Genomic DNA, 11,419 nt, shown 5'->3' with positions numbered 1-11,419 from the left:
GAGGGAGAATCCACGCATGACTGTCGTCCACGAGCGTGAACCGGTCATCGAGATCCTGCGGACGATGGCCGTCGACGACGACGTGTGCGGCGAACTCGTCCGCGCGGCCCGGGCCCACTCCCCCGAAGTCGCCCGGCTCACCGAGGCGGAGAGCCGCTCCCATGTCACCGCCATGATCCGCGCCGCCGGTGAGTGGTTCGCCACCTTCGACGGGGTCGAGCAACAGGACTTCACGGCCGCCCTGTTACTGGGGGCGGACCGGGCGGGCCAGGGCGTCGCGATGACCGCGGTGCTGCGAGGGGTCCAGGCCGGGCTGGGCCGCGCGCTGGAGATCACCGTCGAGCGCTGCCGGGCGGCGGGCGTGCCGGACAGCACGCTGCTCGGCGTCGTCCTGCGGCTCAACGAGTACGGCGACGCGATCGAGCGCCATGTGATCAACGGCTACCGGGCCGCCGAGCGGACCACCCCGCACGAGAGCACCGAGGTCCGCACACACGTCCTCCGCAGGCTGCTGGTCGGCGGAGTCGTACCGTCGCCGCTGGAGATGGCCGGGGCCGGGATGCGGCCGGGCGGCGGCCCCCACCACTGTGTCGTCGCGGACGCGGGCGACCCCGCGGCGGCGCGCCTCCTCACGGACCGACTCACCGGACTCGGCGCGGTGTCGGGCCTGATCGAGGGGCGGCCGGCCGGCCTGTGCCGACGGATGCCCGGGATCGGGGAGGCGGGGTCGTCGGCCCTGGTCGTGGTCTCACCCGCCGCTCCGCTGGAGGAGATCCGCCCGCTGTACCGGCTCTGCGTCCGGGCCGTGGACATCGGTGCGCGGCAGGGGCGTCAGGGCCTGTACGAACTGACCGACTTCGCCGCCGAGATCGCCCTCGACGACCAGCCGCTGCTGGGCACGCACCTGAGCGCCCGGCTGCTCGGCGCCCTCGACGAGTCGGACGCCTTCCACCGCCAACTCGCCGTCACCGCGCTGACGTTCCTCGACAACGGCCGCCGTCTCGACCAGAGCGCGACGGCCCTGTTCACCCACCCCAACACCGTCCGCTACCGGCTCGGCCGCCTCCAGCAGATCACCGGGCACCCGCTGACCGACCTGGCGTCCGGACCTCTCGCCGAACCGCTGAGCACCCTGCACTGGCGGTGGGCCCTGACCACCTGGCTCCGGCGGGACCCGAAGCCGCTGTAACCACCGTGTTCAGCTGCCGAGTTCGGGCCTGCGGTCCCCCTTGCGGTCGCGGCGGGCCAGCAGCCGCTGGGCACGGGTCAGGCCGTTCGGGAGGTTCCTGCGCAGGGCGGCCCGGGCGGCGTTGGAGCCGGGGGCGCCGTGCACCCCGCCTCCCGGGTGTGCGGAGGCCGACGCCAGGTAGAGGCCCTTGACCGGTGTCTCCGGGCGTCCGGTGCCCGGGACGGGCCGGAACACGAGCTGCTGGTGCAGGGCCGTGGTGCCGCCGTTGATGGCACCGCCGTGGAGATTGGCGTTGAGTGCCTGGAGGGTGGGCGGTGCCAGCACGCGCCGGGCCCGGATCAGCGAACGGAAGCCCGGCGCGAAGCGCTCGACCTGCCGCTCCACCCGGTCGGCCATCAGCTCCTGCTCCTTGGCGTCCCAGCTCCCGGTCAGTCCGTCGTCGCCCGCGTCGCCCTTGATGCGGTGCGGGACATGGGTGTACGCCCAGGCCGACTCGGTGCCCTCGGGCGAGCGGGTGGGGTCGGCGGTCGTCATCTGTCCGAACAGCGCGAACGGCCGGTCCGGTACCTGTCCCATGGCGACCTGTGCCGCGAAGCGGGTCAGCTCGTCGACGCCGTCCGCCAGGTGCACGGTTCCCGCCCCCGCGGCCTCGGGTGCCTGCCACGGCACCCGGCCGTCGAGGGCCCAGTCGACCTTGAAGGTGGCGAAGTCCCACTGGAAGCGGCGCAGATCGGCCAGTACCTGCGGAGGGAGGTCGGCGCTGTCGACCAGCTCGCCGTACAGCGCGGGAGCGGACACGTCCGCGAGGACGGCCCGGGCGGCGGACACCGTCTCGCCACCGGCCGTGCGCACCGCCACCGCCCGGCCCTCCCGGACGACGACGCGGTTCACGCGCTCGCCGCACCGCAGGACCCCGCCGCGCTCCTCCAGCCGCCGGGTCAGCGCCCGGATGAGGGCGCCCGAACCACCGACGGGGACGGGAAATCCGTAGGTCTGGCCCAGCATCGACATCAGCCAGCCGAAGCCGCCGCTTCCCGCGGCCTCGGGGGCCAGGTCGGCGTGGAGGGCGTTGCCCGCCAGCAGCAGCCTGCCGCCCTCACCGCGGAACTCCTCCTCGCCGAGACGCCGTACCGGCAGCACCATCGACCGGGCCAGCCGCAGCCCGCCGGCGGTCCGCAGGCGCAGGGCCAGGCGGGCGCCCGCGCGGACCGGCGGGAAGGGCGTGAACAGCGCTTCCAGCAGGTCGGGGCGGAGCCGGTCCCAGACGCGGTGCAGCTCCCGCCAGGCGTCGCCGTCACCGTCGGCGAAGACGTCCAGGGACGCGGCGGTGTCGTCGAGGTCGCGTCCGAGCACGGCGCACCGGCCGTCGGACAGCGGGTGGGCCAGGACGCGGGGGGCATGGCTCCAGCGCAGCCCGTACCGCTCCAGGTGGAGTCCGGCGAGGACCGGCGAGGCGGCGGCGAGGGGGTAGAACGAGCTGAAGAGGTCGTTCGCGAAGTCCGGGTCGACCCCGTGGTCGTGCCGGACCCCGCCGCCTGGCTCGTCCTGTTCCTCCAGGACTTCGACGCTCCAGCCCTCGTCGGCCAGCAGGTTGGCGGCGACGAGCCCGTTCGGGCCGGCTCCGATGACTACCGCGTCCGGCATGGCCGCCTCCCGTCCCGCTGACGTGTCGTACGCAGGACGCCCGTCATGCCGGCCTCGGCTCCGTGCGGGCGGGCCGGGACCCGGACTGCCCGTCGCCCTCGCACACCTCGGCGAGCCGCTTGAGCATGGCCCGGTGCCGTAGCTGGATGATTCCCTCCACGGCCACGTTGTGCAGGGTGCCACCGGCCCCCTGCAGCGGATGCTCGTCGATGATCACCAGTGTGTACTCGCCCCAGGGCCGCAGCTCGATGGCGACGCGGGCCGTGCCGAGCGGGCCGGCGATCGCCTCCAGTTCCAGCTCGCGCTCCTCGACGCACGCCCGTACGACCGACTCGTTGCTCAGGGTCCAGAGCCCGGCCTTCACCTCGTAGCCGATCGCGGAGTGCACCTGCGGCCACTGGCCGCGCACGGGGTACGAGGACGCGGTCCCCACGACCCAGTCCGCGTACCGGGTGCCGTCGGCCAGGACGGCCCACACCTCGCTCGGACTCTTCTTGATGAGCCTGTGGCGTACGGCCACCTCTGCCTCCCTCGTGTCGCACCCGTTCGGTAGCGGAGTGATCGGTGCCGAGTCCCCCGGCATCCGGAGTTCAACCGAGTGGCGGCCCACCGCTGCCGCTGCCGTCGGGGCCGTCGGCCCGGCCGCCCGCGCCGAGCAGGCCGGTGGGGCGGAAGGGCTCCCGGGCCGCCAGCCGGGGCAGCGCCCGGCGTGACACGCGCAGCACGACCGGCGGCAGCGCGGCCCGGCCCAGCTGGGCGGCGACCAGCCAGCCGGGCACGTACACCGAGGTGCGGCGGCGCTCGACGGCCCGCGCGAGACGGGCCGCGACGTGCTCCACCGGATAGACGCGGCGGGCCGGGGGCGGCATGTGGCCCCGCAGTTCGCGCAGCACGGCGTGCCGGTCCGCGTCACGGATCATGTCGGTGTCGGTCCAGTTGAGGTAGGCGATACCGACCGCGACCCCCTGATGCGCCACCTCGGCCCGCAGCGAGTGGGCGAAGGCCTCCACCCCCGCCTTGGAGGCGCAGTAGGCGCTCATCATCGGCGAGGCGCCGATCGAGGCCAGTGAGGCGACCTGGAGGTGATAACCCGCCGTGTCCACCAGGTCCGGCAGGAAGGCGCGCGCGGTGATCGCGCTGCCGGTGAGATTGACGTCGATCACCCGGCGCCAGGACGCCGCGTCCGATTCGGCGAAGGGGCCGCCCTCGGCGATGCCCGCGTTGGCGATCACCACCGAGGGCTTGCCGAGCGTCGCGCGCACGCCGCGTGCGGCGTCGGCCATACCGGTGTCGTCGGTGATGTCGACCTCCCAGGCCGCGGCCGGGGCGGGCAGTTCGGCCGCCAGGGCCTCCAGCGCCGGTTTCTCGTGCCCCAGGAGGGCGAGGCGGGCCCCTCGGCGGGACAGGTCCCGTGCCAGGGCGGCGCCGAGGCCGCGGGCGGCTCCGGTGACCACCACCGTGCGGTCACGCAACGGGTCGTGTTTCACGGGTCTCCCTTCGTGCCGGGCGCGGGTCGTCCCCGATGTGCCGGGATCCGTTCCTCCCCGAGCCGACGGGGTTATTTCCCGGTGACGGCCGGACCCGGATGCGCGGTCGGGGCGTCCGGTTCCCATCCGACCACGAGTCGGTGGGCACCGCCCGCGTACCTCACCGGCCACACCGGCCTCGTCGGAGTCATTGACGCGCCTCGGGCCGCACTCTAATTTCTGATCGATCTCCCGAACCGCGTTCGAAATACCGACCCACGGCATCCGCCGGGGCTCTTCGTCACGCCCGCACCCGTTTGGAGACCACGATGAGCGCACGACCCAAGCCGTCCCGGCGCCTCTTCCTCGGCATGGCCGCCGCCACTCCCCTGGCCGCGTCCGGTGTGCTGACCCTCGGCGCCGGCACCGCCCACGCGGCGGACTCGGCGTACGTGATGTGCTACTTCACCGAGTCGACCAGCCTCGGCCTCGGCACCGACTACGGGCTGCATCTCGCCGTCAGCACCGACGCGCTCAACTGGACGCCGCTCAACCAGAACGGCCCTCTGGTCACCCCCACGGCGGGCGCCCTCGGTCTGCGCGACCCGTTCCTGCTGCGCAAGCGGGACGGCACCTTCGTCGTCATCGCCACCGACCTCAAGGGCACCGACTGGAGCTACAACAGCCAGTACATCCACGTCTGGGACTCCGCCGACCTGCGCACCTTCACCGGTTACCGCCGGCTCAGGCTGCACGACATGACCACGCACAGCTGGGCGCCCGAGGCGTTCTGGGACGCCGGCCGGGGCCAGTACGCGGTCATCTACTCCTCGGTCGACTCGAGCGGCCACAACGTGATCATGGTGAACTACACCAGCGACTTCGTCACCGCGTCGGCCCCGCAGATGTTCTTCGACCCCGGTTACGACGTCATCGACGGAGACATGGCCGTCGGGGTGAGCGGCTACAACTACCTCTTCTTCAAGAAGAACCAGACGCTGGTGGCGGCCAGGTCCACCTCCCTCGATCCGGGCAGCTTCACGGAGTTCAGCGCGGGTGTCGCGCACGGCGGCACCGAGGCCCCGACCGTGGTCAAGTCACTGACCTCGGCGAACTGGTACCTCTGGGGAGACACCTACACTCCGAACGGCGTCTTCTACGCCTGGCAGTCCAGCAACCTGGCCTCCGGCACCTGGACCGCGCTCGACCAGAAGACCTACACGCAGCCGGTCAACTCCAAGCACTGCGGCATAGCGACGATCACCACGACCGAGTACGACAACCTGCTCGCCAAGTGGGGTGCCCCGGCCTGGAACCGGCTCAAGTCGTACAACTACCCGGACCGTTACGTCCGCCACGCCGACTACGCCGCCCGCATCGACCCCTACCCCTTCGACCCGTACACCGACTCCCAGTGGAAGCTCGTCCCGGGCCTGGCCGACGGCTCCGGGGTCTCCTTCCAGTCGGTGAACTACCCCACCCGCTATCTGCGGCACTACAACTACGCGCTGCGACTCGACGTCAGCGACGGCACGCCGACGTTCGCGGGCGACGCGACCTTCCACCGTACGGCCGGTCTCGCCGACTCCTCCTGGGCGTCGTTCCGCTCGTACAACAACCCCACCCGTTACATCCGCCACTCGAACTACGTACTGCGCATCGATCCGGTGTCGACGGCCGCGGAACAGCGGGACGCGACGTTCCGCGTCGGGTACTGACGCCCGGGAGCACTCGCGTACTGACGCCCGGGGAGCACTCGCGTACCGCGCGTCGGTGATCGCCTATCTTGGCGCGTATGCAGTCATACACGATCGGCCAGGCGGCGCGTCTGCTCGGGGTGAGCCCGGACACCGCGCGTCGCTGGGCGGACGCGGGCCGGATGGTCACGCACCGGGACGAGGGCGGGCGGCGCGTCATCGACGGCAAGGACCTGGCCGCCTTCTCCGTCGAGCTCGCCAGGAGCGACGGCGAGGAGGACGTCTCGTACACCTCCGTCCGCAACGCCTTCCCCGGCATCGTCACGGCGGTGAAGCTCGGCGACGTGGCCGCCCAGGTGGAGATCCAGGCAGGACCGCACCGGCTGGTGTCGCTGCTGACGCGGGAGGCCGTGGAGGAGCTGGGCCTCGAAGTGGGGGTGGAGGCCACCGCCCGGGTCAAGTCGACGAATGTACATGTCGACCGGACGTGACGACGGCACACGGGCAGCACCTTCCGGGCCCCGGACAACCCAAGAACACGCGACCTCCATACGAACGCACATGCAAGCCATCCACGCCCCTGCCCCAGCTTGTGCGAAGCGACAGTAAACTTTTCCCTCGCATCTGCGGCAGTATCATCGACGTGGTCGTCGGACGACCGCGGACGGTCCGTCAGGACCGCGACTGACGATGGGGTCCGTGAGGACCAGAGGGAGTGGACCCGTGATGACCCGTACCGCACGCCGGACCCGTAGGACCCGCAGGACCCTTCGGGCGGCCGGTGCGGGCGCCGCCGCCCTGCTGGCGCTGAGCGCCTGCTCGTCGTCCGACGACGACACGTCCGACGCGTCCGACGCGTCCGGGGTGTCCGGGGTGTCCGGGGTGTCCGGGGTGTCCGGCACGGTGACCGTGTTCGCCGCGGCCTCCCTGAAGGAGAGCTTCACTACGCTGGGCGAGCGGTTCGAGAAGGAGCACCCCGGCACGAAGGTCACCTTCAGCTTCGGGGGCAGCGACTCACTGGCCGCGAGCATCACGGGCGGCGCCCCGGCGGACGTGTTCGCCTCCGCCAGCCCCAAGACGATGAAGATCGTCACGGACGCCGGGGACGCGTCCGGGACGCCCGCCACCTTCGCGCGCAACCAGCTGGAGATCGCCACCCTGCCGGGCAACCCCGACAAGATCGCCTCCCTCAAGGACCTCACCGGTTCGGGCCTCAAGGTCGTGCTGTGCGACAAGGAGGTGCCCTGCGGCACCGCCGCCCAGAAGGCCCTCGACGCGGCCGGGCTGAAGCTCACCGCGGTCTCCTACGAGCAGGACGTCAAGGCGGCTCTGACGAAGGTCCAGCTGAAGGAGGCCGACGCGGCGGTCGTCTACAAGACCGATGTGCACGCGGCGGGTGACAAGGTGGAGGGCGTGGAGTTCCCCGAGTCGGCCGACGCCGTCAACGACTACCCGATCGCCACCCTCAAGGACGCGCAGAACACGGAGGGCGCCAAGGCGTTCATCGCGCTGGTGCGGTCCGCCGAGGGCCGGCGGGTCCTGACCGGGGCGGGGTTCCTCAAGCCGTGACCCTCCCCGTCGACAAGTCCGGCGCCGCGACCGACACCCTCCGGGGCGGGCCGCGGCGCCGGCGCGTCCGGACCGGCGAGGGTACCGGTGGCCGAGGCGTGCCCCTGCCGCTGCTGGTGCCCGCGCTGATCGGCCTGGCGTTCCTGGTCGTCCCCCTGATCGCCCTGCTCGTACGCGCCCCCTGGCGGAGCCTGCCCGACCTGCTGACCAGCGCCGAGGTGTGGCAGGCGCTCCGGCTGTCCCTGGTCTGCGCCACGGCGGCGACCGCGGTGAGCCTGGTCATCGGCGTGCCGCTGGCCTGGCTGCTGGCCCGTGTCGAGTTCCCCGGCCGCGGCCTCGTACGGGCCCTCGTCACCCTGCCGCTCGTCCTGCCGCCGGTCGTCGGCGGTGTGGCCCTGCTGGTGGCGCTCGGCCGCAACGGCATCGTCGGCAAGTGGCTCGACTCCTCGTTCGGGATCACGCTCCCCTTCACCACCACGGGGGTCGTCATCGCCGAGGCGTTCGTCGCCATGCCGTTCCTCGTCATCAGCGTCGAGGGGACGCTGCGCGCCGCCGACCCGCGCTACGAGGAGGCCGCCGCGACGCTGGGCGCCTCCCGCTTCACGGCGTTCCGCCGGGTCACGCTCCCACTGATCGCGCCCGGTATCGCGGCGGGCGCGGTCCTCGCGTGGGCGCGGGCGCTCGGCGAGTTCGGTGCGACGATCACCTTCGCGGGCAACTTCCCCGGCCGTACGCAGACCATGCCGCTGGCCGTCTATCTGGCCCTGCAGAGCGACCCGGAGGCCGCCATCGCCCTCAGTCTGGTCCTGCTGGCCGTGTCCGTCGCGGTGCTGGCGGGCCTGCGCGACCGATGGATGACGGCACGATGACCGAACCCCGTCACGCCGCCGAAGCCGCCGACGCCCCCCACGGCGTCCGAGCCGGCGCCTATGGCGCCGACGCCGGCCTCGACGCGCGTCTCGTCGTCGAGCGCGGCACCTTCCGCCTCGATGTGGCGCTGCGTGTCGCGCCCGGCGAGGTCGTCGCCCTGCTCGGCCCGAACGGCGCGGGCAAGACCACCGCCCTGCGCGCCCTCGCCGGTCTGACACCGCTCACCGCCGGGGGCCGCCTGCGGCTGGACGGCACGGCGTTGGAGCGTACGCCGCCGGAGGGCCGCCCGGTCGGCGTCGTCTTCCAGGACTACCTGCTTTTCCCCCACCTCACCGCCCTGGACAACGTGGCGTTCGGACCGCGCTGCCAGGGCGCGAGCAAGGCGGAGGCACGGGCGCGGGCCGCCGAGTGGCTGGGCCGGCTGGGGCTCACGGAGCACGTCGGCGCCAAGCCGCGCCGGCTCTCCGGTGGCCAGGCCCAGCGGGTCGCCCTGGCCCGTGCGCTGGCCACCCGCCCCCGGCTGCTCCTGCTCGACGAGCCACTGGCCGCCCTGGACGCCCGGACACGTCTGGAGGTACGGGCCCAGCTGCGCCGCCATCTGGCCGACTTCGAGGCGGTCGCCGTGCTGGTCACGCACGATCCGCTGGACGCGATGGTGCTGGCCGACCGGCTGGTCGTGGTCGAGGACGGCCGGGTCGTCCAGGAGGGCGCCCCGGCCGACATCGCCCGGCGTCCCCGTACCGACTACATCGCCCAGCTGGTCGGTCTGAACCTCTACCGGGGCGAGGCGGACGGGCATGCGGTCCGCCTCGACGCCGGTCCGTCCATCACCACCACGGAGGCCCTGCGCGGCCCGGTCTTCGTGGCGTTCCCGCCCAGCTCGGTGACCCTCTACCGGGATCGTCCCACCGGGGTCAGCGCCCGGAACCTGTGGGCCTGCGAGGTCGCGGGTCTGGAGACCCACGGCGACCAGATCCGCGCGGACCTCACCGGCGCGCTGCCGCTCGCCGCGGACCTGACCACGGTCGCCGCCGCGGAACTCGACCTGCATCCGGGGGCGGCGGTCTGGGCGGCGGTAAAGGCCACGCAGACCCACGCGTATCCGGTCTGAACGGCTTACGCGGCACACGCGGCCCACGCTGCTCGTGTGGATGACTCAGCATCGACCGGCGGCGGGTCCGGTCGTGGGAGCCGGGGTGCCCCCGGGGCAGGCCTGGGCGGTTGCCGGGCCGGCGAGGGCCTTGAGGCGTTCCTCGGAGATGCTGCCCGGCTCCGCTCTGCAGAGGGGTGGAGCGGTGTAGACGGTCGGAGCGGTGTGCAGGGTCGGCGCTGAGCCGGTTGTCCGCGGGCAACCGCGCCCTAGGGTCTGTCTGACAATTCCCGTCGTCGCCCGTAGGGCGGCTGCGCGGCGTCAGGTGCGTGCTCTCGGTGTGCCGGGCGTAGAGCCTCGTACTGGACGTACTTGGCTCTGCGCCCGGTGCGGCGAGAGTGCGTGCATGGCGCCGCGCGGCAGACGGGAATTGTCAGACAGACCCTAGGGCGCGGAGCCCCAGTCGTGCGGTCGCCCGCCGCGCCATTCCACCCAGCCCGGATCGTCCAGCAGCTCGGCCGGGGAGGACAGTCCGGCAGCCGCCAGGAGCGCGATCAGATCCTGGTCGGAGTGGGCCAGACCCAGGATCTCGGCCCCGCCGTCCCGGTGCACGCTCACACGTCGGCCGCCGCTCGCGGTGGGCCTGTGCACCACGATCAGTGGGCGTTGCACGGGATCCAGGGTGTCTCTCCCCCTCAGGTCGAGGCCGCCCGGTCCGGGCACGCGCGTCGCCGGTCACGGCGCGCGGCGGGACGGGCGGCGGGAGCGTCAGCGGGCCCGCGGTGCCCCCCGTCGCCGCTGGGCCAGCGGGGGCGGAGGCGGCGAGAAGGTGTCCTCGTCCTCGTCCAGTTCCGGCAGCTCGATGGTGTACTGCGGCTGGAGGAAAAGACCGTGGTGCTGGGGCACGGCAGACGAAGCCGCCGCGTCCTGAACGGGACGTGCAGGGTCGCGATGCGAAGAGGCAGGCATCCAAAACCATCCGGAGTCGGGAGTCGCGCGGATCAGAGGCGGAGCTGTCGACCGATGAGCATCGGTACCTGCTACCTCGCGCGCTACTGCCCATTAGATCCTATCGGCGCCCGGAGAACGAAAGGGCGCGGTACGCGGAGTGGTTTGGATGGGCGATCCGCGTCCTGGACAACTGCCCGCGGCGGAGGCACGGGGTGGTTCGCAGCCACCCGCGGCCCACCAACGGACCGGGCCCTTCACACCCGCGTTCCAGCAGATCCGGCCCCGGCATACGCGGCAGGCCGGGTGCCCCGCCGGCAGGTCCGCCGCGGTGCGCAAGCCGGCGATCCCCGCCCGCAGGACCCCGGTCCGGCCGGAATCCGGCCCCGCTATAGGCTGCGCCCGTGCAGCGGATCTTGGTGGTGGGTGTCACGGGTGCGGGTAAGTCCACGCTCGCCCGGGCGGTGGGCGAGCGCCTGGAGCTGCCCTACTACGAGATGGACGCGCTGTATTTCGCCGGTCCCGGCTGGGCTGCCAACGACACCTTGGTCGAAGACGTCGAACGCCTCACGTCCGAACCTCGCTGGATCGTCGACTCGCTCGGATATCCGGAAGTCCGCGATCTGCTCTGGGAGCGCGCGGACACCGTCCTGTGGCTCGACTACGGCAAGCGCGTGGTCATGCCCCGGGTCCTGCGCCGCTCCGTCAGGCGCACCGTCACCCGCGAGAGCATCTTCGGCGGCAACCGGGAGACCTGGGCGGGCTGGCTGAGCAGGGAGCACCCGGTCTGGTGGGCCTGGTCCCAACACGCGGGCCGGCGCCGGGAGATCGAGCGCCGGACTCGTGATCCGCGGTTCGCGCCCCTCGACACGCTCCGGTTCTCCCGCCCCGGCGACACGGCCGCCTGGCTGACGTCCGTGGCCTGAACCGCCCCTCCCCACCGACC

The 11,419-nt window shown here is 72.6% G+C and carries 12 protein-coding genes; 7 read left to right on the top strand and 5 right to left on the bottom strand.

The annotated features are described in order from the left end of the window. Positions 1–16: 16 nt before the first annotated feature. On the top strand, positions 17–1,189 hold the full coding sequence (locus K3769_RS37305; protein WP_267030636.1) for a PucR family transcriptional regulator: 1,173 nt from the start codon (positions 17–19) through the stop codon (positions 1,187–1,189). A gap of 9 nt (positions 1,190–1,198) precedes the next feature. Here the strand turns inward: K3769_RS37305 and K3769_RS37300 are convergent, their stop codons facing one another. The 3 genes from K3769_RS37300 to K3769_RS37290 form a co-directional block, all read right to left on the bottom strand. Beyond that, positions 1,199–2,833, bottom strand: coding sequence for a phytoene desaturase family protein (locus K3769_RS37300; RefSeq protein WP_267030635.1), 1,635 nt, complete (start codon positions 2,831–2,833; stop codon positions 1,199–1,201). A 43-nt stretch (positions 2,834–2,876) separates the two neighbouring features. Beyond that, on the bottom strand, positions 2,877–3,353 hold the full coding sequence (locus tag K3769_RS37295; RefSeq protein ID WP_267030634.1) for an SRPBCC family protein: 477 nt from the start codon (positions 3,351–3,353) through the stop codon (positions 2,877–2,879). A gap of 70 nt (positions 3,354–3,423) precedes the next feature. After that, on the bottom strand, positions 3,424–4,320 hold the full coding sequence (locus K3769_RS37290; protein WP_267030633.1) for an SDR family oxidoreductase: 897 nt from the start codon (positions 4,318–4,320) through the stop codon (positions 3,424–3,426). A gap of 308 nt (positions 4,321–4,628) precedes the next feature. Between K3769_RS37290 and K3769_RS37285 the strand changes: the two genes are divergently transcribed. The 5 genes from K3769_RS37285 to K3769_RS37265 all read left to right on the top strand — a co-directional run bounded on the left by K3769_RS37285 (position 4,629) and on the right by K3769_RS37265 (position 9,546). Continuing rightward, positions 4,629–6,017, top strand: a complete 1,389-nt coding sequence (locus K3769_RS37285; RefSeq protein ID WP_267030632.1) for a glycoside hydrolase family 43 protein — start codon at positions 4,629–4,631, stop codon at positions 6,015–6,017. A 77-nt stretch (positions 6,018–6,094) separates the two neighbouring features. Continuing rightward, the gene (locus tag K3769_RS37280) at positions 6,095–6,487 is read left to right on the top strand and encodes a TOBE domain-containing protein (protein WP_267030631.1); all 393 of its coding nucleotides are present in this window, start codon (positions 6,095–6,097) and stop codon (positions 6,485–6,487) included. Between the two features lie 235 nt (positions 6,488–6,722). Continuing rightward, complete coding sequence (gene modA, locus K3769_RS37275) at positions 6,723–7,565, top strand: molybdate ABC transporter substrate-binding protein (protein ID WP_267030630.1); 843 nt, start codon at positions 6,723–6,725, stop codon at positions 7,563–7,565. Beyond that, a complete protein-coding gene (modB, locus tag K3769_RS37270) occupies positions 7,562–8,434 on the top strand; it encodes a molybdate ABC transporter permease subunit (RefSeq protein ID WP_267030629.1) in 873 nt (290 codons plus the stop codon). Before modA ends, modB begins: the two co-directional genes overlap by 4 nt. Then, positions 8,431–9,546, top strand: coding sequence for an ABC transporter ATP-binding protein (locus K3769_RS37265; protein WP_267030628.1), 1,116 nt, complete (start codon positions 8,431–8,433; stop codon positions 9,544–9,546). The genes modB and K3769_RS37265 overlap by 4 nt, the downstream gene beginning before the upstream one ends. 423 nt (positions 9,547–9,969) lie before the next feature. On the opposite strand, the gene K3769_RS37260 is transcribed toward K3769_RS37265, so the two are convergent. After that, on the bottom strand, positions 9,970–10,197 hold the full coding sequence (locus K3769_RS37260; RefSeq protein ID WP_267030627.1) for a hypothetical protein: 228 nt from the start codon (positions 10,195–10,197) through the stop codon (positions 9,970–9,972). Between the two features lie 96 nt (positions 10,198–10,293). After that, complete coding sequence (locus tag K3769_RS37255) at positions 10,294–10,431, bottom strand: hypothetical protein (protein WP_267030626.1); 138 nt, start codon at positions 10,429–10,431, stop codon at positions 10,294–10,296. A gap of 446 nt (positions 10,432–10,877) precedes the next feature. Here K3769_RS37255 and K3769_RS37250 point away from each other — a divergent pair, with 446 nt between their 5' ends. Further along, complete coding sequence (locus tag K3769_RS37250) at positions 10,878–11,399, top strand: P-loop NTPase family protein (RefSeq protein ID WP_267030625.1); 522 nt, start codon at positions 10,878–10,880, stop codon at positions 11,397–11,399. Positions 11,400–11,419: the final 20 nt, after the last annotated feature.

Source organism: Streptomyces ortus (assembly GCF_026341275.1).
GTDB classification, from domain to species: Bacteria; Actinomycetota; Actinomycetes; order Streptomycetales; family Streptomycetaceae; genus Streptomyces; species Streptomyces ortus.
Note: the sequence above shows the minus strand (reverse complement) of the source record. Positions and strands in the feature narration are given on the sequence as shown.

What these genes read in the sequence shown, in the direction of transcription:
- K3769_RS37305 (WP_267030636.1), top strand. Translation starts at nt 17, where the DNA reads ATGACTGTCGTCCACGAGCGTGAACCGGTCATCGAGATCCTGCGGACG.
- K3769_RS37300 (WP_267030635.1), bottom strand. Translation starts at nt 2,833, where the DNA reads ATGCCGGACGCGGTAGTCATCGGAGCCGGCCCGAACGGGCTCGTCGCC.
- K3769_RS37285 (WP_267030632.1), top strand. Translation starts at nt 4,629, where the DNA reads ATGAGCGCACGACCCAAGCCGTCCCGGCGCCTCTTCCTCGGCATGGCC.
- K3769_RS37280 (WP_267030631.1), top strand. Translation starts at nt 6,095, where the DNA reads ATGCAGTCATACACGATCGGCCAGGCGGCGCGTCTGCTCGGGGTGAGC.
- modA (WP_267030630.1), top strand. Translation starts at nt 6,723, where the DNA reads ATGACCCGTACCGCACGCCGGACCCGTAGGACCCGCAGGACCCTTCGG.
- K3769_RS37265 (WP_267030628.1), top strand. Translation starts at nt 8,431, where the DNA reads ATGACCGAACCCCGTCACGCCGCCGAAGCCGCCGACGCCCCCCACGGC.